General features: G+C 37.0%; 18 protein-coding genes and 1 other annotated feature. Of the genes, 16 read left to right on the top strand and 2 right to left on the bottom strand.

From position 1 onward, the window contains the following. Positions 1-668 precede the first annotated feature (668 nt). Complete coding sequence (locus BM121_RS10390; RefSeq protein ID WP_091483567.1) at positions 669-1,400, bottom strand: CBS domain-containing protein; 732 nt, start codon at positions 1,398-1,400, stop codon at positions 669-671. Positions 1,401-1,535: 135 nt separating this feature from the next. Here BM121_RS10390 and BM121_RS10385 point away from each other — a divergent pair, with 135 nt between their 5' ends. The 6 genes from BM121_RS10385 to BM121_RS10360 all read left to right on the top strand — a co-directional run bounded on the left by BM121_RS10385 (position 1,536) and on the right by BM121_RS10360 (position 7,740). Further along, the gene (locus tag BM121_RS10385) at positions 1,536-2,612 is read left to right on the top strand and encodes a branched-chain amino acid aminotransferase (RefSeq protein WP_091483566.1); all 1,077 of its coding nucleotides are present in this window, start codon (positions 1,536-1,538) and stop codon (positions 2,610-2,612) included. Positions 2,613-2,657: 45 nt separating this feature from the next. Further along, positions 2,658-2,874, top strand: a binding site (T-box leader). Positions 2,875-3,009: 135 nt separating this feature from the next. Next, complete coding sequence (gene proB / locus BM121_RS10380; protein ID WP_091483565.1) at positions 3,010-4,137, top strand: glutamate 5-kinase; 1,128 nt, start codon at positions 3,010-3,012, stop codon at positions 4,135-4,137. Beyond that, complete coding sequence (locus BM121_RS10375; RefSeq protein WP_091483564.1) at positions 4,130-5,374, top strand: glutamate-5-semialdehyde dehydrogenase; 1,245 nt, start codon at positions 4,130-4,132, stop codon at positions 5,372-5,374. Before proB ends, BM121_RS10375 begins: the two co-directional genes overlap by 8 nt. A gap of 75 nt (positions 5,375-5,449) precedes the next feature. Beyond that, positions 5,450-6,373, top strand: a complete 924-nt coding sequence (locus BM121_RS10370; RefSeq protein WP_091483563.1) for a manganese-dependent inorganic pyrophosphatase — start codon at positions 5,450-5,452, stop codon at positions 6,371-6,373. Positions 6,374-6,484: 111 nt separating this feature from the next. Further along, positions 6,485-7,261: a class I SAM-dependent methyltransferase gene (locus BM121_RS10365; protein WP_091483562.1), complete on the top strand. Its 777-nt coding sequence runs from the start codon at positions 6,485-6,487 to the stop codon at positions 7,259-7,261. 83 nt (positions 7,262-7,344) lie between these two features. Beyond that, positions 7,345-7,740, top strand: coding sequence for a VOC family protein (locus tag BM121_RS10360; protein WP_091483561.1), 396 nt, complete (start codon positions 7,345-7,347; stop codon positions 7,738-7,740). 112 nt (positions 7,741-7,852) lie between these two features. On the opposite strand, the gene BM121_RS10355 is transcribed toward BM121_RS10360, so the two are convergent. Continuing rightward, positions 7,853-8,386: a DUF6944 family repetitive protein gene (locus BM121_RS10355; protein WP_091483560.1), complete on the bottom strand. Its 534-nt coding sequence runs from the start codon at positions 8,384-8,386 to the stop codon at positions 7,853-7,855. A 160-nt stretch (positions 8,387-8,546) separates the two neighbouring features. On the opposite strand from BM121_RS10355, the gene BM121_RS10350 reads away from it, so the two are divergent. The 10 genes from BM121_RS10350 (at position 8,547) to BM121_RS10305 (ending at position 22,562) form a co-directional block, all read left to right on the top strand. Beyond that, positions 8,547-10,556 carry a beta-galactosidase gene (locus tag BM121_RS10350; protein ID WP_091483559.1) on the top strand — a complete coding sequence of 670 codons (2,010 nt, stop codon included), beginning with the start codon at positions 8,547-8,549 and terminating at the stop codon, positions 10,554-10,556. Positions 10,557-10,646: 90 nt separating this feature from the next. Then, positions 10,647-11,906, top strand: coding sequence for a threonine ammonia-lyase IlvA (gene ilvA, locus BM121_RS10345; protein WP_091483558.1), 1,260 nt, complete (start codon positions 10,647-10,649; stop codon positions 11,904-11,906). A gap of 666 nt (positions 11,907-12,572) precedes the next feature. Then, on the top strand, positions 12,573-13,553 hold the full coding sequence (locus BM121_RS10340; RefSeq protein WP_091483557.1) for an AraC family transcriptional regulator: 981 nt from the start codon (positions 12,573-12,575) through the stop codon (positions 13,551-13,553). Between the two features lie 105 nt (positions 13,554-13,658). After that, on the top strand, positions 13,659-14,516 hold the full coding sequence (locus BM121_RS10335; protein WP_091483556.1) for an MBL fold metallo-hydrolase: 858 nt from the start codon (positions 13,659-13,661) through the stop codon (positions 14,514-14,516). A gap of 211 nt (positions 14,517-14,727) precedes the next feature. Beyond that, entirely contained in the window at positions 14,728-16,119 is a 1,392-nt protein-coding gene (gene rhaB, locus BM121_RS10330; RefSeq protein ID WP_091483555.1) for a rhamnulokinase, read from the top strand. Between the two features lie 17 nt (positions 16,120-16,136). Beyond that, positions 16,137-17,396: an L-rhamnose isomerase gene (gene rhaA, locus BM121_RS10325; RefSeq protein ID WP_091483554.1), complete on the top strand. Its 1,260-nt coding sequence runs from the start codon at positions 16,137-16,139 to the stop codon at positions 17,394-17,396. Between the two features lie 129 nt (positions 17,397-17,525). Further along, entirely contained in the window at positions 17,526-19,592 is a 2,067-nt protein-coding gene (locus tag BM121_RS10320) for a bifunctional aldolase/short-chain dehydrogenase (protein ID WP_091483553.1), read from the top strand. Between the two features lie 114 nt (positions 19,593-19,706). Then, positions 19,707-20,432, top strand: coding sequence for a (Fe-S)-binding protein (locus BM121_RS10315; protein ID WP_091483552.1), 726 nt, complete (start codon positions 19,707-19,709; stop codon positions 20,430-20,432). Then, positions 20,432-21,871 carry a LutB/LldF family L-lactate oxidation iron-sulfur protein gene (locus BM121_RS10310; RefSeq protein ID WP_091483551.1) on the top strand — a complete coding sequence of 480 codons (1,440 nt, stop codon included), beginning with the start codon at positions 20,432-20,434 and terminating at the stop codon, positions 21,869-21,871. The genes BM121_RS10315 and BM121_RS10310 overlap by 1 nt, the downstream gene beginning before the upstream one ends. Beyond that, positions 21,858-22,562 (top strand): LutC/YkgG family protein, encoded by a 705-nt coding sequence (locus tag BM121_RS10305; protein ID WP_091483550.1) that lies wholly within the window; start codon positions 21,858-21,860, stop codon positions 22,560-22,562. The genes BM121_RS10310 and BM121_RS10305 overlap by 14 nt, the downstream gene beginning before the upstream one ends. Positions 22,563-22,654 lie beyond the last annotated feature (92 nt).

Below are 22,654 nucleotides of genomic sequence, written 5' to 3'. Positions count from 1 at the left end.
TTCTTCCTGCATGATAAGAAATACATACTAAGCTGCGGAAAAAACACTCGCTTTCACCCAAGGGCACAAGTGCAACATCTACTCAAGCAAAGATCGCTTTCGTAGTGTTTTCTATGCCGTCGGGGAAGGCTTCAGCCTCCTCGGAAGCCAAAAATCGCTTCCTTTGGGGTCTTCAGACTGTTCCTTTCCCACAGGAGTCTCGCATTTTTCCGCAGCCTAGAGTAGTTTTTAATGAAGTGAGAAGAAGTCCTAAAGGTGTATATTCTATGGATGTTATCCTTTCAACCATCAGTGAATCCTTACTAGCGTAGGCAGAATACGTAGACTCCTGTGGGAACTCACGCGGGGCTGAAGATCCACTTGGTAAAGTGATTTTCTTTACCAAGTTAGCTGAAGCCGTGCCCACTGCATAGAAGACACTGTGAAAGCTTGCTTGAGCAGATGTCGCACTTGTGCCCTTGGGTAAAAGCGATGTATTCTGCCGCAGCGGTAACATAGCAATCTCTACAAGAAAGAAGGGAAGGAAGCAAATCCTTTATAGAGTTACTGCGCAGTATATGTGTACTACGACAGTTAAATCTGCTGTTTAAGTAACTATTTGGGCTTATTTTACACAGCTGTAAAATCCTTTGTAACTTGTTAGACAATGTATGAATAGTTTAGTTGTATTACGTATGCTTGAGTAGTGGAAAGTTATATGTTTTTAGTCGAATTAGGTCCCAAGAGGAAATGATTCCTTTTGGTAGTTCTGCTGCTGTACCATTTTCGGTGATAATAATTGCTTCTATTTTTTGATTTTTTTCTAAGTACTCTTTAAATATAGCTTCAATATCCATTACGCTGACATCTTTGCCAACAATCTTTGTATGTTCTTTTTTCTCGATTCGAAATATTTCGCCAATAGGTTGTTTCATTTCAATTGTTAGCTGACCGATATTAGCTGCAAACCAATTTGCGATATCACCATCTGTCAATAATCCGATAAATTTATCTTCTTGATAAATAGGGTATTGGGAATATTCCTTTTCTTGCATACAGGTAATTAATTTCTTTATTGGTGAGTCTAAGTAAAAAAATTCAACAGGTTTTGATGCTATAGATAAGGCAGTTGGAGGTTCAGATAAAAGAACTGCCAATTGCTCCAATTCAGTGACTACATCTTGATGAGGTTCTGCGATATAGAAGTCTTCCTTAATTTTACGATGTACCATTGCATTTCGCAGTTTACTGCTCTGTTTTAACAAATCAAAATAGTGATCTATTACATGATGCTGAACCCTCGCTTTTGTCAACACTTCGGTAAAAGATGCATGATTATTATGTTCATTCGCAAAATCACATAATGTATCATGTATTTGGTTAAAAGCTGCTTCAAATCGTTCGGAAAGTTCATAACTCATGATAATGCTCCTTTAATTGTTTGAAAATTTTCAAAGTAAATGGTTGTCATAACTAGTTGTTTAGTAATAAAATAAAGTTTATAGGTTATTTTGCCGAAACATTATAGAATTCATTCAAATAAGGGAGTCTTTTTTATGTCAGAGTATACAATCACTTATATTAAGAACGAAAATCCAAAAGAAAAACCAAAATCAGATGAACTATCTTTCGGAAAGTATTTTACCGATCACATGTTCATTCAAGACTATAACCAAGAACGAGGATGGCATAACCCGCGAATCGTCCCATATAAACCAATTGAGTTGGATCCGGCTGCTATTGTGCTTCATTATGGTCAAATGGTATTTGAAGGTTTGAAAGCATACCGTACAGAAAGGGATAAAATTCAGTTGTTTCGTCCAGACAAGAATATGGAACGCCTCAATCGCTCAAATGATAGAATGTGTATTCCAAAAATTGATGAGGAATTTGCTATTGATGCAATAAAACATTTGGTTCATATTGATCAAGAATGGGTACCAGATGCATTAGGAACTTCTCTTTACATAAGACCGTTCATTATTTCAACGGAACCGTATTTAGGTGTTTCGCCGTCTGCAACGTACCAATTTATGGTGATATTATCTCCAGTTGGTACATATTACGAAGAAGGAATCAATCCTGTAAAAATCGCAGTGGAAAATCAATATGTCCGTGCGGTAAAAGGTGGTACAGGCGAAGCTAAAACTGCCGGCAACTATGCATCTAGCTTGAAGGCCCAGGAACAAGTAGCTGATGAAGGATATGCGCAAGTGTTATGGATGGATGGTGTTGAGAAAAAGTATATCGAGGAAGTTGGCAGTATGAATGTCTTTTTCAAGATAAATGGTGAAATCGTAACACCAGCTCTTAATGGTAGTATTTTAGAAGGTGTTACGAGGAATTCTGTTATCCAATTATTGAAACATTGGGACATTCCAGTTATTGAGCGACGTATCACAATGGAAGAACTTTATGAACATCATCAAAAAGGTGAATTGCAAGAAGCGTTTGGTTCTGGTACAGCCGCTGTTATCTCTCCAGTAGGTGAGCTTGCTTGGGAAGGTACGAAAATGGAAATTAATGATGGAAAAACAGGTGAAATTGCTAAGCGATTATATGATACATTGACAGGTATTCAATATGGTTCGGAAAAAGATCCATTTAATTGGACTGCAAAAGTGAAATATTAATACTTGAGAATTGTGTGACTATTTCTTATAATGGTAGTAGAATAAATAAAAGTAATGATTAGAGTCAGTAGTTAGAGTATGGTGACAAGAGAGTGGAATTCACAGGCTGAAAAATTCCATCACCCGCTATACTAATGAACCTACTCTATGAACTATTAAGAATAAACTTAATCGTCACTCTGCGTTAAAGAGTTAAGGGGATCATACAAAAAGTATGGTCAACCAAAGGTGGTACCGCGGAATGGCTCTTTTCGTCCTTTACTTTAAGGATGAAAGAGCCTTTTTTAGTGCCATACTTAGACTAATATTATAAAGTGTTAGGAATAAAGTCGCTATCCAGCACGATTGCATTTACTGATATGGGACTAACAATTTAATAAATGAAGGCGTGAAAACTATGGCGAAGCAGCGTATTGTAGTTAAGATCGGGAGCAGTTCTCTAACGAACAAAAATGGCGGACTTGACCTGATTAAACTAAAAGAGCATACAACAGCAATTGCAGCATTAAAAAATGCGAATTATGAAGTGATTTTGATTTCATCTGGTGCCGTATCTGCTGGGTTCTTTGATTTAGGTTATCCAACAAGACCTGTCACTATCGCAGGAAATCAAGCAGCAGCAGCCGTTGGTCAAGGCTTACTGGTTCAAGCCTATACTGATGAGTTTAGAAAGTATAATTTGGTTACCGCTCAACTTTTACTAACAAAAGATGTATTCAGTAATGAGAAGCAGTACAGTAATGTGTATGCCACATTGACGGAATTATTAAAGCGTGACGTAATTCCCATTATTAATGAAAATGATACGGTAGCAATAGACGAGTTAACATTTGGTGATAATGACATGTTATCAGCATTGGTAAGCGGTCTTGTTCATGCAGACTTTTTAGTAATGTTAACAGATATTAATGGACTATATAACAAAAATCCAAAAACAGATCCATCAGCTCAAAAATATCAACGCCTCCAAAAATTGTCGGCAGAAATTTTGCAACAAACGAAGCATGAATCCGGATCCAAATTCGGTACTGGAGGAATGAAATCAAAGCTTTTAGCAGCAAAAACAGCACTTTCACTTGGTGTCAAAGTATTTGTCGGGACTGGTGAAGGTGAGGATAAATTAATTCGCATTATGCAAAATCAAGGTGACGGTACTTATATAGGCGAAGACTTAACCAATAGTTACCGAAAACAAAAACAATGGATTGCTTTTCATTCCGACGTATCAGGGACACTATACGTTGACAAAGGGGCAAGTGAAGCAATTCTTTATCATGGAAAAAGTTTATTGCCTGCCGGAATTAAATGGGTAGACGGAGATTTCCTGGTGGGGGCTGTTGTCGATATTGTCTTTGAAGATAATGTGATAGCAAAAGGACAAGTGAATTATTCTTCTGAAGACTTAATTAAATCCAAAGGGGAACCGAGTAAAATTGCGATGGAACAATCCACCAGTAATCGACCAGAAGCTATTCATCGTGATCGACTCGTATTATCGATAGAGGAGGCTTATAATTATGAGTGATTTAATCCAAAAAGGGAAGCTAGTCAACGCTACAACAACTGTCCTAGCAACTAATTCTACCGAGCAAAAAAATCAGGCTTTAAAATTGTTATCTGATGAATTGCGAAAACAAAAGGATTATATCATGGTAGAAAATAACCGTGATATAGTAAATGGCCGTAAAAACGGCCTACATGAGTCATTGATTGATCGTCTAATCTTAAATGAACAACGGATTGATGAAATGGCAGATGCATTAATCCAACTAACAGATTTAAAAGATCCAATTGGTGAGATTATGGAAGAATGGACACGACCAAATGATCTAAAAATCCAAAAGGCACGTGTGCCAATCGGTGTCGTAGGAATGATTTATGAAGCAAGACCAAATGTAACGATTGATGCTGCAAGTCTTTGTCTCAAAACAGGAAATGCTGTATTGCTTAGAGGAAGTTCTTCAGCTATCCATTCCAACACAGCATTAGTAAAAGTCATTCAAGATGCATTGAAACAATCCGATTTACCTGATGATGCAGTACAACTTATTGAGGATACAAGTCGTGAAACAGCATCACAAATGTTTAAATTGAATGAATATTTAGATGTATTAATTCCTCGTGGAGGCAAAAAATTAATTGATACAGTAGTCGCAAATGCTTCAGTTCCTGTATTGGAAACAGGGGCAGGTAATTGTCATTTGTTTATCGATGAAACAGCAAACAAAGACATGGCTATTGAGGTAGCAATCAATGCAAAAACACAACGCCCTTCTGTATGTAATGCAATTGAAACTATTTTAGTGGAACAAAATTGGGCTAATAACCATTTAATTGAATTAATTCAGGCATTGCAAGTTGCAGATGTAGAAGTACATGGGGACAGTATCACAGTGTCAAAAGGCGACAATATCATTAAGGCAACAGAAGAAGACTATCAAACAGAATATTTAGATCATATAGTCGCAATCAAGGTAGTAGATTCTGTTCAGGAAGCGATTGTTCATATCAATAAATACGGAACTAGTCATTCAGAATCGATTATATCTGAAAATGATAAGCATGTTGTAAGCTTTATGAATGAGGTAGATGCAGCAGCTGTTTATCATAACGCATCAACCAGATTTACCGATGGATTTGAGTTTGGGTTTGGTGCAGAAATTGGTATTAGTACACAGAAGTTACATGCGCGTGGACCTATGGGCTTAGAAGCATTAACATCGACGAAGTATTTATTACATGGTAATGGTCAAATTAAGTAAACTATTTTTCTTTCGTCCTAATTCCTGTATAATAGAGTTGGGAATAATCATTTGGTAAAAAAAGGAGTATGAATCATGGTAAACACATTAATATTTGGACACAAAAATCCGGATACAGACACAATCTGTTCAGCTATTGCATATGCGGAGCTTAAACAAGCGCTTGGAGAAGATGTAGAAGCGATTCGTTTAGGTGAAGTGAACAATGAAACACAATATGCACTAGATCATTTTAATCAATCGGCACCACGCATGGTTGAAAATGTCTCAGATGAAGTCGATCAGGTTATTTTAGTGGATCACAATGAACGTCAACAAAGTGCGGATGATATCGATCGCGTACAAGTATTGGAAGTAATTGATCACCACCGTATTGCAAACTTTGAAACAAAAGATCCATTATACTACCGTGCAGAACCAGTTGGTTGTACTGCTACTATACTTAATAAATTATATAAAGAGCACGGAGTTGACATTAAAAAGGAAACTGCAGGATTAATGCTTTCGGCAATTATATCAGACTCCCTTTTATTTAAATCGCCAACATGTACAGATCAAGATATTGCTGCAGCAAAAGAATTAGCTGAAATCGCTGGTATAGACGCTGATAAATATGGTCTTGACATGCTGAAAGCTGGTGCTGACCTAAGTGACAAAACTGCAGAAGAACTAATTTCTATGGATGCAAAAGAATTTGACATGAACGGAAACAAAGTGGAAATTGCACAAGTAAACACAGTGGAAGTGAATGATGTACTAGCGCTACGTGACAAAATAGAACCAGCTATTGAAAAAACAATAGCAGACAAAGATTTAAAACTATTTGTTTTTGTCATCACAGACATCCTTAATAATGATTCTGTAGTACTTTCAGTAGGTGAGGCTGAAGAAAAAGTAGCTGAAGCGTTTGATGTGAAACTTGAAAACAAAACAGCCACATTAAAAGGTGTTGTATCACGTAAGAAACAGGTAGTTCCAAACATACAAAATGCATTTTAAGAGAATATATAGAGGTGTCAGACATTTTAAAATGACTGACACCTCTTTAATTATGTTTACAAAATAGTTATAGTATAATAAAAATAACCCAAATAGAACAGGAAGAATCTTATGATCATAACTACAGCGGGTCGTGTAACACCTCAACTTATTCAATACGCACAAAGATTATCTGCAAATTACCAAATCCAGTATATAAAACGTAATGGATATTCAATTCAACAATTAAAGGACTACCATCAAACAGATATATTTGTTGCAGGAAAAGATCGATTATTTGTTTCTTCTTTAAACGACAAAAATAACCTTTTTTTTCATCCTAATCTAGCAATGGTTCGAGCAAAACGATTACTCCGTAAAGAAGAAGACCCATTTGTTGCAACAGCAAAACTAGAAAAAGGAATGTCTGTATTAGATTGTACAGTTGGACTTGCTTCAGATAGTATCATAGCTAGTTTGGCAGTTGGCTCTAATGGATTCGTAACGGGATTAGAAGGGAGTAAAGTCATTTATATAATCACTAATGAAGGCTTGAAGACTTGTAACAGTACTAATGAAATATTTAATAAAGCAATGAGAAGAATTAAGATCGAACATGTTCCACATCTAGAATATTTAAAACAGCAAGAAACAAATGCTTATGATGTCGTATATTTTGACCCAATGTTTCATGAAGCAATTGATACATCGGAAGGGTTGAATTCTATGAGAGTACATGCTCTTGCAGACGAACCTACGATTGAAGCATTAGAAGAAGCAAAAAGAATAGCTAGAAAACGCGTGGTTCTCAAGGATCATTGGAAAAGTGACCGTTTTAGTCGATATGGCTTTACACAAATTAAAAGAAAATCCTCTTTATTTCATTACGGAGTTATTGAATTGCACTAACTTAGCAATCAAGAAGAAATCCAACGGACCATTCTGTGATATAAATATATGGAAGTATCCTATTATGAGAAAGGGTGTTTTCTATGATTAATAGCACTTGTCAAATGATTCTTTTTGTTACAGACAGAGAAGAAGCGAAAGTATTTTACACAGAAAAATTAGGTTTTATTATACGAGATGAAGAAGAATTTGATGAAGATTGGAGTTATTTAACAGTTGCACCGCACTTGAATAATGAGGTCGTTATTGAGTTGGTAGAAGCTGTTACTACTGAAGAAAGACAACTTGTTGGCAGACAAGCCGCAGAACAAGTTTATCTTATGTTTACGGTGGACGATATTAATAAGACATATCAAGACTTAAAGTCAAAAGGGGTAAACTTTCTTGGTGAGCCTACGGAAGTGCCAGGAGGAAAGGGCGTTTGTTTTGAAGATCTGTACGGAAACAAACTTGATCTTTTTGAGTCGTTTCAATCATGAAAATAGAATTCAATTCAATAGTTAGGCAGTATGAATTATGCACAACAAGGTATCTGGTTAGAACTAAATACAAAGCTACTTGAGACAATTCTCAGGATAGATACCAAATAAATTATGGAATATTTTCAGAAATAGCAGTCATTATTGCCCCTGCGGCTTGAATCCAATTTCCTATAGTATTTAATTCTGTTTCATGAGTTGTACTTTGAGTAGAAAGAGCTTGCAAACTGTTGCCAATTACTTGGAGTAGATTGCCAAATCCATTATATACTACTTCGAATGTAAGCTCTTTTTGCCATTCTTCAGTAAAATTTATACTGCCTCCTAGTGCCTGCAATAAATCCCCTTGCATATTTAACAAGCTTTTGACTTGATCAGTTACAGGCAATTGTAATGAAGCAACCTCTGTTATATTTCCGATCGCTTGTATCTCGTTACCTAAGCTGTTTAACTCCTGTAAAGAAATACCTTCAACTTGTAACGCATTACCTGTTGCTTGCATGCCATTGCCGATCAGCTTAAGATCAGCTTTGATATCAGATCCAAGGGCAACATGAGGGGTATTCCCTAAAGCAGACAATACGGTCCCTATCGCTTGTACCCAACCACCAATTAACTTTTTTTCTTCTTTTTCCACTTTATTCACCAATTCCTTCTTATGATGTAATTAGTTTATGAAAAACTCCTCTAATTGTTTTGGCTATTGGCTATATTGGCAATTATTAATAGTTGATAATGACAACGTTTTCTTATAATATGTACATATTGATTAATACATAGTTAGAAGAAGTAAGGGAGTGTATAAAATGGTTAAACGAATAGATGAAGTAATGCCTGTTATCGCATTTGGTGGCGATTACAATCCTGAGCAGTGGGATGAAAGTGTTTGGTTGGAAGATGCTAAGTTAATGGAGGAAGCAGGAGTGAACCTTGTTTCTGTAGCAATTTTTAGTTGGTCTGTGCTGGAACCAGAAGAAGGTAAGTTTGATTTCAGTTGGTTAGATAGAGTACTAGAGATTTTACATGAACACGGAGTAGGTGTGTCTTTAGCGACAGCGACAGCATCTCCACCAGCTTGGTTGTCTAAAGAATATCCCGAGGTATTGGCTGTACAAGAAAATGGAGTAGCTTTTCAGGTCGGTTCACGTCAGCATTATTCACCTAACAGTAAACGTTTTCGATATGCTGTGAAACAACTGGTGACGGAAATAGCAAAAAGATATAAAGATCATCCTGCATTAAAAATGTGGCATATTAATAATGAATACGGTTGTCATCTGGCAGAGTGTTATAGTAATGAAAGCTTACAAGCGTTTCGCGATTGGCTCAAGAAGCGTTATGAAACGATAGATAATTTAAATCAAAAATGGGGTACAAACTTCTGGAGTCAGCGTTATGGTAACTGGGATGAGATTCAATTTCCAGTTAATTTACCTACATTTTATAACCCTAGTCAAAAATTAGATTATAAACGATTTATGAATGATGCGATTTTTGATTTGTATAAGGTAGAGAAAGAGGTATTACGTGATATCAGCCCAGATGTCCCAGTATTCACTAATTTTATGTATGAATTTAAGCCACTTAATTATTTTGAATGGGCCAAAGATATGGATTTAGTGACATGGGATTCTTATCCAGACCCAAGAGAGGGTAAACCTTATCGACATGCGATGCACCATGATTTAATGCGCAGTTTAAAAAATGGGCAACCCTTTTATTTAATGGAACAGGTAACGTCACATGTCAATTGGCGTGATATTAATGTAACGAAAAAACCAGGTGAAATGAGGTTATGGAGTTATTCTACTGTTGCACGTGGTGGAGACGGTATAATGTATTTCCAATGGCGTCAGGGAAGAGCTGGGGCAGAGAAGTTCCATGGTGCTATGGTTCCACACTCAAATGATCCGAATAGCCGTGTCTTTCAAGAGGTAAAACAACTAGGAAATGAATTAAAACAATTGGATGGACTAGCAGGAGCGCATGGTACCGCACAAGTTGCGATCGTTTTTGATTGGGAAAATTGGTGGGCAGTGGAGCATGAAGGAAAACCACATAATAAATTATCATACTTAGACCAAGTCTATCAATATTACCGTGTATTCTATGAAAATAACATTGCTGTTGATTTTGTAGAACCTAATGGTAATCTATCAAATTATGAATTAGTAGTAGCCCCAATGTTATATATGATTCGCGATGGGGAGGAAAAGATACTTGAACAATTTGTAGCAAAAGGTGGAACATTAGTGGTGAGTTTTTTCAGTGGTATTGCAGACGCACAAGACCATATCCATTTAGGAGGTTATCCTGCACCGTTACGATCACTTTTAGGATTAACAGTGGAAGAGTTTGCGCCTATGGCAGATAACGAAGCAAATACGATTGTTTCGAACGGAGAGAAATCTACCGTCAACACATGGGCGGATATTATTAAACTGGAAGGTGCCAAAGCAATCGCAACATACAAAGAAAATTGGTATCAGGGATCTCCTGCCTTAACAATTCATCGATATGGTCAGGGTAAATCGATCTACATTGGTACAAATCCGACCGATGATTATCTGGATCAATTAATGAATGGACTCTTACAACAATTAGATATCAGCGCCCCATTAGATGCTCCAAAAAACGTGGAAATCGTGGAACGGGTAGCAAACGATAAGACATACTTATTTATTCTTAACCATAATACAGACGCAGTAACAGTATCTTTAGAGGATGGCGTTATCTATCACGATTGTTTACAAGGTAAGCAAGTATCTCAAGCAATTACAGTCCAAAATACCGATGTAGCCATTTTGATCTACTAAAAATGGTGAATTTAACGAGTGAAAATATTTTCTATTGCGCTTCTTTATGTTAGTATAAATCTAACAATGAAGTAGGAAGGGTTCGTATAAATGAGTACAAAAGTCAATCCAATTCAAGTGAGAGATATCATTATTGCAAATCAAGTATTAAAAGATGTAGTGGTGAAAACACCATTGCAGCGAGATACCATATTATCTGATAAATATGAATGTAATGTCTATCTTAAAAGAGAAGATTTACAAGTTGTCCGCTCATTTAAGATTCGTGGAGCATACAATTTGATGCAAGGTTTGACACAAGAAGAATTAGCAAATGGCGTGGTTTGTGCTAGTGCTGGAAATCATGCGCAAGGTGTTGCTTATTCTTGTAAAGCGTTGGGAGTGAAAGGTGTGATTTTTATGCCTAGCACAACTCCGCGTCAAAAAGTTAATCGTGTTGAATTTTTCGGTGGTCCGTTTGTGGAAATCCGATTGATCGGGGATACTTTTGATGATTCTTTTGAAAAAGCAATGGAGTATTGTAATGAACATCATGCATCATTTATCCATCCTTTCAATGATACGAGAACCATCACTGGGCAAGGTACGATTGGATTAGAAATTCTGGATAGCATGGAAGAGCCGATATCCCACGTCTTTATGGCAGTTGGTGGTGGCGGATTAATCTCTGGCGTCGGGTCCTACATAAACAGTATTAGTCCAGATACGAAAATCATCGGTGCTGAACCAGAAGGTGCAGCTTCTATGAAAGCAGCGCTTCAAAAAGATGAAGTGGTCAAATTAGATAAAATTGATAAATTTGTTGATGGTGCCAGTGTTAAACGTGTTGGAGATATTTCGTTTGATATTGCCAAAGAATTTATCGATGATATTGTAGCTGTACCAGAAGGTAAGCTATGTACGACTTTATTAGATTTATATAATGAAAATGCGATTGTAGCAGAACCAGCAGGAGCGCTACCTATATCTGCGCTTGACTACTATCGTGATGAGATAAAAGGAAAAAATGTTGTTTGTATCGTAAGTGGCGGAAATAATGATATCGATCGTATGCAAGAATTCAAAGAACGTTCCTTAGTGTACGAAGGTTTCAAGCATTATTTCATTGTAAACTTTCCACAACGTGCAGGAGCATTACGTGAATTTATGGATGAAGTCTTGGGCAAGAACGATGACATCACCCGCTTTGAATACACAAAGAAGAATGACCGAGACAAAGGACCAGTCCTAGTTGGAATCGAACTGCAGCAAGCTGAAGACTATCACCAAATTATCTCTCGCATGGAGAGAAAAGGCTTCACTTACATCGAAATTAACAAAGACGAACAACTATTCCATTTACTAATTTGACGAAGGAAGCGCCTAGCCGCTTCCTTTTTCTTAAAAGGCAGGAAAATTTAAAATTATGCACAAAAAACATAAACTGCCCAGCAACTTATTGCGTGGATTTACTTCCTTCCACCTTTTTGATGGTGAGTGCTGGTAAACGCTTCAGCAGAATACTTCGCTTTCACCCGAGGGCACAAGTGCGACATTTATTCAAGCAAAGATTACTTTTATAGTGTTTTCTATGCCGCTGGACTCAGGCTTCAGCTAACTTGGTAAAGAAAATCAATTTTCCGCAGCTTAGAATAGTTTTCTGATAAAGTGACAGGAAATACAAAGAGTATAGATCCATGGGGTTCTGTTCTTTCAATAATCAGAAGACGATAATTAGTGGAGGCAGAATACGGAGACTCCTATGGGAACAGCGCGAGCTGAAGATCCCGCAGGCAAGCGACCTTTGCTTTCCGAGGAAGCTGAAGCCGTGCCCATGGAAAGCGCAGTATTCTGCCGGAGCGATGTTCCAGCACTCTCCACGGAAAGATTGGAAGAAAGTCTCACTCCGATACTGCGCAGTTCTATCTAATGCGAATTAGAGTGGGGTGAGAAATGTCCGGTTTTTTCTTGAATTTACTCATTTGAGATATGGGGACTGGGAAATGTCCCACTTTTGTAAAAAGGGGGCAGCATCATTTGGATACTTTTTTATATCAGGAATTAATGAAGGCAACGGAGGAAGAGCTTGCGATATTAGAGGGCAATCAAGCAGTCAACAAAAAAATATATACAGACCTCACATCTGATTTCGTTATTCAAAGTGAGAAGTTTCTAAAAGACGATCTTATCATGATCCGTAAACACCCAAGATATATTGATTTTCCAAGGCATTCCCATGACTACATCGAAATGAATTATGTCTTTCATGGCAATTTTCATCAAAAAGTTGCCGATAAGTCGATTACCTTAAAACAAGGTGATATCTTGTTACTAAACCAATATATCGAACATGAGTTAGCTGCATGTGAAGAAAATGATATTGTCATCAACTTCATCATTCACCCAGCCTTTTTTGATTACATTCTGTCTAATCTATCCACTGGATTTATTCAAAGTCAAATGCTCTACTTTCTAATGAACAGTATCTTCGACTATTCCCAAAAAGGAGAATATTTATATTATCCGGTTTCCAATTCCGATCGTATTCAAGACATTATGCAGCAGTTATTGAAAGAAATGATGGAAGAATCGCTCTTATCGAAATCGAAAATAAAATTTTTAATGGGATTACTGATCCTTGAACTTATCGAACAACAAAATCAAACAAATAGAAGCACCCAAAAATCCGAACAGAATGCCTTTTTAACGGAGGTATTTCGTTACATAGAAGAACACTATCAGGAGGCTAATTTGCAAGCATTAGCTAAATGTTTTAATCAAACGGTTTACTGGATAAGCAAACAAATTAAGTCATTAACCAATCAAAATTTCAAGGATTTAGTGCAAGAAAAAAGACTGCAAGTGGCAAAGAACTTGTTAGTATATAGTGACTTACCGATGCAAGCCATTGCCGAAGAAGTGGGTTATGAGAATATTAGTTATTTTTACCGGCTTTTTAAAAAGAAATATGGGATGACGCCTAAAGCCTATAAAATGCAGTTAATCAAACAAGATTAACTGCATTTTTTTCATCCATTATAGTATTACTAAGTTGATGTAAATATGATCGGGATTCTATGGAACAATAGAATGAAGTCAATAATTATTCAAGGAGGATAAAGAATGGATAAGGATATGAATTATGGCAGTGATTATCATTACATTCCTGCAACGTCAATAGGAAGTGGTGTGAGTACTCAAGTATTACCTGATTTACTTTGTCACACGATTCAAATTGTCAATATTATGTTGGTTGGAAATCCAAACTCAAATGATTTTGTTTTAGTAGATGCGGGTATGCCAGATTCAGCAAATGAAATCATTTCGGTTACCGAAGAAAGATTTGGTTCAAACAGCAGCCCAAAAGCAATCATTCTTACACATGGCCACTTTGATCATGTGGGAACTGTTGTGGATTTAGTAAAGCATTGGGATGTCCCTGTATATGCACATGAACAAGAACTACCCTTTTTAACAGGGAATATGGCTTATCCAGAACCAGACTCTACTGTTGAAGGTGGGATGATAGCAAAAATGTCACCAATGTTTCCTAATGAGCCCATTGATTTAAGTAAACATATTGAAATACTGCCAGCTGATGGATCAATTCCACATATGCCTGGTTTCGAGTGGATCCATACTCCAGGGCATACCCCAGGACATGTTTCCCTTTTTAGAGAAGAAGATCGATCGTTACTGGCAGGAGATGCATTTGTAACTGTAAAACAAGAAGATCTTTATAAAGTACTCACACAACAACAAGACATAAGTGGGCCTCCACGGTATTTTACCACCGATTGGAAAGCTGCCAAACATTCAGTAGAAAAATTGGAAAAAATGAATCCCCATATTGCCATAACCGGACATGGATTACCGATCACTGGTGAGTTTTTAACAAATGGCTTAAGAAAATTAGCAAAAGAATTTGATCAAATGGCAATCCCGGATTATGGAAAGTTCGTAGACAAAAACATCCATTAAAATTATTTTCATGATTATGGAGCACACCCTATGAATGAGAAATATGATTAGTTTTAATTCATAGGGTTATTAAAGTGAAGTAAGCATGTGTTAGCTCCATTACATCTAAATGCAAAAATGGACAATAAATATATAATTTTCGATATATAATAATTTGAATCACTCCTTTATGATAAGAATATAAATCGCTTACAATAAAGGAGTGATTCACTTGCAAAAATGTAATTTAGCCGTCGATATTGGTGCTTCGAGTGGACGGGTCATTGCAGGCTATGTTCAAAACAATCAGCTAATTTTAGATGAAATCCATCGATTTGACAATAAGATGAGGGAAATGAATGGCCATTTGTGTTGGGATATTGATGATCTTTTTCTAGAAATTAAAGTCGGGATGAAAAAAAGTGTAGAAAAGCAGTTTCAACCTTTAACTATTGGAGTAGATACATGGGCAGTTGATTTTGTATTGTTAGATAAAGACAAAAACAGAATCACAGATGCAGTTGCCTATCGGGACCACCGTACAGACGGGGTAATGGATGAAGTTTTTCAACTTATCGATCAAAAAGCGATTTACCAGGAAACAGGGATACAATTTCAACCATTTAACACGATTTATCAATTATTTGCCTTACAAAAAGAAAAACCGGAAACGTTAAAAAATGCAAGATACTTTTTGATGATTCCCGATTACCTCCATTATTTACTAACTGGAAAAATAACGAATGAATATACCAATGCTACAACCACTCAATTGTTAAAAGCCACAAATCAAAAATGGCATCAAGATTTTCTAGAAAAATTGAATATACCTGAACATATATTTTCAGAACCTATTCAACCAATGCAATCAATTGGCTCTCTAACGAAGGAATTACAACATGAGCTTGAGTTTGATCTGGAAGTAGTCTTACCCGGCACCCATGATACAGCCTCAGCCGTGATGGCTGTACCAGCTCAGGATACAATTTACATTAGTTCAGGTACATGGTCATTGATGGGTGTAGAGCATCATGAACCGATCAGTACATCACAAGCATTTGATTATAACTTCACCAATGAGGGTGGTGCTAATGATCATATCCGTTTCTTGAAAAATATCATGGGTCTTTGGATGATACAGGAAGTGAAACGTGAATGGCATGATCAGTATAGCTTTGCTGAATTTGTAGATCTTGCTTATCAGGAATCAGCATTCGCATCAATCGTTAATGTCAATGATCAGCGATTTTTAAGTCCAGAAAGTATGAAACAAGCGATTCAAACATATTGTCAGGAGACAAACCAACAAGAACCGATAACAGCCAGCGAATTCGCAAAATGTATTTTTGATAGTTTAGTAGAAAGCTATCATCAAACAGCAAAAGAGATTGAAGAATTAACAGGGAAAACGTATAGTACGATTCATATTATTGGTGGTGGAAGTAAGAATTATTATATGAATGAAAAATTAGCAACCGTCAGTAAAAAAACAATTTACACAGGTCCAGGTGAGGCTACAGCGATTGGAAATCTAGTAGCGCAAATGATGGCGACAGGTCAATTAAATTCGATTGAACAATCAAAACAAATGATTAATCAATCCTTTGATATTCAAAAATTTTAAACAAGAGGTGAAAAGGCATGAGTGTAAAAGAAAATTTTGAAGTAGCAAAAAAGCAATATGAAAAATGGGGGATTTCGGTAGAGGAAGCTTTTGAAAAATTGAAAAATGTGCCAATCTCAATTCATTGCTGGCAAGGGGATGACATTGGCGGATTTGAAGTAGACCAACAAGAATTGTCAGGCGGAATTGATGTAACGGGTGATTATCCTGGTAAAGCCACAACACCAGAAGAATTAAGAAGTGACTTAGAGAAAGCGTTATCGCTAATTCCGGGAAAACATAAAATCAACTTACATGCGATATATGCTGAAACAGATGGGAAACTAGTTGATCGTAACGAATTGGAACCAACACATTTTGAAAATTGGGTGCAATGGGCAAAAGAGCATGACTTAGGTCTTGATTTTAACCCTACTTTGTTTTCTCATCCAAAAGCAGCCGATGGACTGACATTGGCACATCCCGACAAAGAAATTCGTGATTTCTGGATCGAGCATTGTATCAAGTCACGTAAAATAGGTGAATATTTTGGTAAAGAATTAGGTCAACCAGCATTAACGAACATTTGGATTCCAGATGGTTATAAAGATATTCCTAGCGATAGACTTACACCACGTAAACGTCTAAAAGAATCCTTAGATGAAATTTTTGCGGCAGATGTTGATGAGTCGTTAAACATTGATGCTGTAGAAAGTAAACTGTTCGGTATCGGGTCAGAAGCATATGTGGTAGGTTCTCACGAGTTTTATATGGGCTATGCCCTTAAAAACAACAAACTATGCCTATTAGATAGCGGTCACTACCACCCAACAGAAGTGGTTTCCAATAAAATTTCTGCCATGCTTTTATTTAGTGACAGGTTAGCCCTTCACGTCTCAAGGCCAGTTCGTTGGGATAGTGACCATGTAATTATATTAGATGATGAACTTCGCGAAATCGGGTTGGAAATCGTCCGTAATGATGCACTAGATAAAGTGATGATTGGATTGGATTTCTTTGATGCCAGTATTAATCGAGTGGCGGCCTGGACAATTGGTACAAGAAATATGATTAAATCATTATTATATGCATTACTATTACCAAATGATCATTTAAAACAATTACAGGAAACGGGTAATTTCACAGATCGATTAGCGTTATTTGAAGAATTCAAAACCTATCCATTCGGTGCCATTTGGGATTATTATTGTGAACAAATGGGTGTTCCAGCTCAAGAAAAATGGTTAGAGGAAGTAAAAGATTACGAGAAAAAGGTATTATCAAAACGTAATAGTTAATATAAAGAGGAATTTCAACAGTGATAAAAATATTAATCTGTGTTTGTGTTGATTTATTTTTGTTTTGTAGTATAATCAAAGAGTAACCAAACAAATAAAACAAAACAAAAATACTGAGGAGGAAATGCATTGGTACAAAACAATTGGGATGACAGTCAAATTGCTCAAGGTGAGGGTTTAGAATCACTAGTTTATCGTTCAAATCTATTAGGTTTAGATCGTTCGGTCGTAAACATAGGTGGGGGGAACACATCATCTAAAACGATAGAAAAGGATTTTAAAGGCGATGATATTGAAGTAATGTGGGTAAAAGGTAGTGGTTCTGACCTAGCTACTATGAAAGCACATAACTTTACCGGACTCAAATTGGATGATATCCGCCCGCTACTTGAACGTGACGATATGTCTGATGAGGACATGGTAGCATATTTATCACACTGTATGATTAACGCAAAGCATCCACGTTCATCTATTGAAACATTATTACATGCTTTTCTACCATATAAACAAGTTGATCACACTCACCCAGATGCTATCATTAGTATTGCTTGTGCAGATAATGGTAAAGAAATAGCAAAGGAGATTTATGGAGATCGCTTTGTGTGGGTTCCATATATTCGTCCAGGTTTCAAGCTTTCCAAAATGATTGCAGAAGGAGTAAAAAATAATCCTAATGCAGAATTAGTAATTATGGAAAAACATGGCCTTGTAACATGGGGTGAAACATCAAAAGAAAGCTACAATAAAACAATTGATATTATTAATGAAGCGGAAGACTATATTAATAACAAATCGGAAGGTAATTCGTTATTCGGTGGTGCGAAATACCAATCCTTATCTGACGATGAAAGACAAAAAGTTTTTGCGGAAGTAATGCCAATCATTCGTGGTCAGGTTAGCCAAGACAAAAAGATGCTGACAACATATAATGATGATGATACAGTCTTGGAATTTGTAAACAGTAATGAAGCGAAAGAATTATCAAAAGTAGGTGCTGCTTGTCCAGATCACCTTGTCCATACGAAACGTGTACCGCTATTTATTGACTGGGATCCGCAGTCGGGAGATGTAGAAGATTTGACATCGAAAATTAAAGAAGGTCTCGCAGCTTACAAAGATGAATATGTTGCTTACTTTGACAGAAATAAAAATGAAGGTGACGAAATCGTAGAAACTGCTCCTCGGATTATTTTGATTCCGGGACTAGGCATGGTAAATACCGGAAAAAGCTGGACAGCAGCAAATATTAGTGAACAGCTTTATCATCGTGCGATTGCGGTCATGTCAGGAGCTACCGTATTAGGTAACTTTGTATCATTAGATGAAGCAGAATCATATGGTGTTGAATATTGGCCGTTAGAACTTTACAAGTTAAGTTTAGCTCCGCCAGAGGTAGAATTTTCTCGTCAAGTAGCATTTGTGACAGGCGGTGCTGGTGGTATTGGTACTGCAACAACCTATCGTCTATTAGATCAAGGAGCACATGTGGTTATTGCTGATATTAACTTGGAAGGTGCAGAAAATCTAGCGAATGAAGTAAACGAAAAGTACGGAGAAAATCGTGCATTTGCCATAAAAATGGACGTAACAAAAGAAGAGGAAGTACAAGCGGCTATTCATGCTTCCGCAAGAAAATACGGTGGTATTGATATTTTAGTGAATAACGCCGGTCTAGCTAGCTCAAGTCCATTTGAAGAAACAACGATGGATCAATGGAACTTAAATATTAATGTACTTGTCACAGGTTATTTCTTAGTTGCTCGTGAGATCTTTAAATTAATGAAAGAACAAGAAATTGGTGGCAACATGGTATTTATCGGTTCGAAAAACTCGATCTACGCAGGTAAAAATGCAGCAGCTTACAGTACAGCGAAAGCAGCAGAAGTTCACTTAGCACGAACTATTGCAGCAGACGGAGGTTCTTTAGGAATCCGTGTTAACTCTGTATTACCAGATGCTGTTATCCGTGGATCAAAGATTTGGGACTCTTCTTGGAAAAAAGAACGTGCTTCCTCCTATGGTATCGGTACCGATGATTTAGAAGAACATTATCGTAAACGTACGATCTTAAATGTTAATATCTTGCCAGAGGATATTGCTGAATCTGTTGCTTTCCTTGCTTCTTCCAAAGCAGCAAAAACAACTGGGTGTATGGTAACAGTAGATGGTGGCGTTGCAGCAGCATTTACTCGATAATTATAGAAAATGGATAAACTTTCGTTACGAGAGTTTATCCATTCTACTATGAGTAGAAAACATGATAGAATGAGAGAAAGAACAATGTCGATGTTCCTAAAGGGGAGTAAAAACATGAAAGTATCATTTTTTGTTACATGTTTAGGAGATATGTTTTATGTCAATGCCAGTAAAGCTGCAGTGGAGTTATTGGAACATCTCGGCTGTGAGATCGATTTTCCGAAAGCGCAAACATGTTGTGGTCAACCTGCTTATAATAGTGGGTATCATAAGGAAACATTAGAGGTAGCTAAACATTTAGTAGAAACTTTTGAACATGCAGAGTATGTCGTAGGCATTTCAGGCTCTTGTGTCTTTATGATTCATGAATATGTTCACTTATTCGAAGAAGGTTCTGAGTGGCAAAAAAGAGCTATAGAATTGAAAGAGAAAACATATGAATTAACACAATTTATCGTCGATATTCTTGGTGTAGAAGATGTAGGAGCAAGTTATGACGGAGTAGCTACGTATCATACATCATGTCATATGACTCGACTATTAGGTGTAAAAGAAGCACCATTTCGATTGCTTGAGAATGTGAACGGATTGCAAATGATTGATTTGCCAAATCGTCATGATTGCTGTGGATTTGGTGGTACATTTTCAGTTAAGATGAGTGACATTTCAGAACAAATGGTTGATGAAAAAGTAGAACATATTGAAGAAACCTCGGCGAATCTTTTATTAGGAGCGGATGGTAGTTGTCTGATGAATATTGGAGGACGTTTGTCACGAAATGAAAGTCCGGTAGAGGTTAAGCATATCGCCGAAATTTTGAATAGCAGAGGTGACGTATAATGCCGATGCATATTGGAGAGAAAGACTTTAAAAAAAGAGTAACAAAAGGATTAGATGATGACTTTATGCGAGGAGCCGTTCGCTCTGCGCAAGAAAGATTGCAGGACAAACGTGCAACGGCAGCTGACGAATTAGGTGATTGGGAAGATTGGCGTACACTAGGATCAGAAATACGTGGTCATACGATTGAACATTTAGACTATTATTTACACCAGTTAAGCGAAAAAGTGGCCGAATTAGGCGGGCATGTCTTTTTTGCAGAAACTGGTGAAGAAGCAAATGAATATATTCAGAAAGTAGCCAAAGAAAAAGATGCAAAAAAAATCGCCAAATCGAAATCCATGGTAACAGAAGAGATCTCAATGAATGAAGCTTTAGAAGATATTGGCTGTGAAGTAATTGAAACGGATTTAGGCGAATATATTTTGCAACTCGATGAACATGATCCACCATCCCATATTGTGGCACCAGCCCTTCATAAAAATAAAGAGCAAATCCGTGAAGTATTCCATGAGAAATTGGATTATTTAAAATCAGAAAAACCGGAAGAATTAGCGTTATTTGCTCGTGAAAAATTACGTGAAGAATTTACTGAAGCAGACCTAGGTATTACAGGATGTAACTTTGCTGTCGCAGAATCTGGGTCATTTGCCTTGGTCACCAATGAAGGTAATGCACGTATGGTTTCAGCACTACCGAAAACGCAGATCACCGTAATGGGAATGGAAAGAATTGTACCAGGATGGGAAGAACTGGACGTCGTTGTTAGTTTGTTAACAAGAGCTGCAGTTGGTCAAAAATTAACAAGTTATATTACAGCCTTAACTGGCCCAAAACAGCTAGAAGAAGCTGATGGACCAGAAGAATTTCATCTAGTCATTGTTGATAATGGAAGATCAAAAATTTTAGGGACAGAATTCCAAGAAGCTTTGCATTGTATTCGTTGTGCGGCATGTATTAATGTATGTCCAGTCTATCGTCATGTTGGTGGGCATGCATATGGCTCCATTTATCCAGGTCCGATCGGTGCGGTACTATCCCCCTTGTTATCGGACTATGAAGAATACCAAGAATTACCTTATGCCTCTTCATTATGTGGAGCCTGTACGGAGGTTTGTCCAGTAAAAATACCACTTCATGAACAATTGATTATGCACAGAAGGAAAATTGTCGAAGATGAGAAAAAATCACCATTGTCAGAGCGTGTGGTGATGCGAGGATTTGAACAGCTAGTAAATTCGGCTAATCTCTATCGAACCGCAACGAAAATGGCCCCCTTTTTAACGACGCCATTTGCAAAAAATAAGCTGATTTCCAAAGGTCCTGGCCCATTAAAACATTGGACACATGCTAGGGATTTTCCTCAGCCTGCAAATGAACGTTTTCGTGATTGGTTTAACAGTCGCGAGAAACGAGGTGAAAAAAATGCCAAAAGGTAATATTATAAATCGTGAAGCCTTTTTAGCCAATATTAGAGCAAAAATTGGAGGTATTTCTTCTGACAAACCAGTTGAAAAACCAGCATGGACGACTGAACCACAGAAAAAGGTGTTAGAAGGATATGACCGGGATCAATTAATCACTGTTTTGCGAGAACAGTGTAAAGAAATTCATACTGATTTTTACCAAACAACATTGCAAGATTTATCTGAAACGATAACAAGTGTGATGAAGGAATATGAATCAGAGACAGTTGTTTATTCAGATGATCCCAGATTTGAAAACGCGAAAATAGAAGATTATATAACAAGTTTAAATGCCTTTAAGTGGGACCGCACTGACCGAGAAGGATCAATCAAAATAGCAGAAAAAGCAGATGTGGGGATTACATTTAGTGATATCACGTTAGCAGAATCAGGAACCGTTGTTTTATTAAATGATAAAGGGCAAGGACGTTCTGTCAGTCTTTTACCTGCCAATTATATAGCAATTATTCCGAAGTCAACGATCGTAAAAAGAATGACCCAGGCAACCGATTATATACATGCGCAAGTGGAAAAAGGTGAAGATATTGCATCTTGTATCAACTTTATTACGGGGCCAAGTAATAGTGCCGATATCGAAATGAACCTTGTAGTCGGTGTACACGGTCCAATCCATGCTGCCTATATTGTTGTAGACGACCTATAAAAGCTTAAGAAATTTTCTTTAGCTTTTTTTGATAATGCAAGAAAGTATAAACGGAGATGTCTAGCTCCAAGCGCCAAAAACTAGGCGACTTC

It is taken from the genome of Gracilibacillus orientalis, from assembly GCF_900114645.1.
GTDB classification, from domain to species: Bacteria; Bacillota; Bacilli; order Bacillales; family Amphibacillaceae; genus Gracilibacillus; species Gracilibacillus orientalis.
This window is presented reverse-complemented; position numbering and strand designations above follow the sequence as displayed.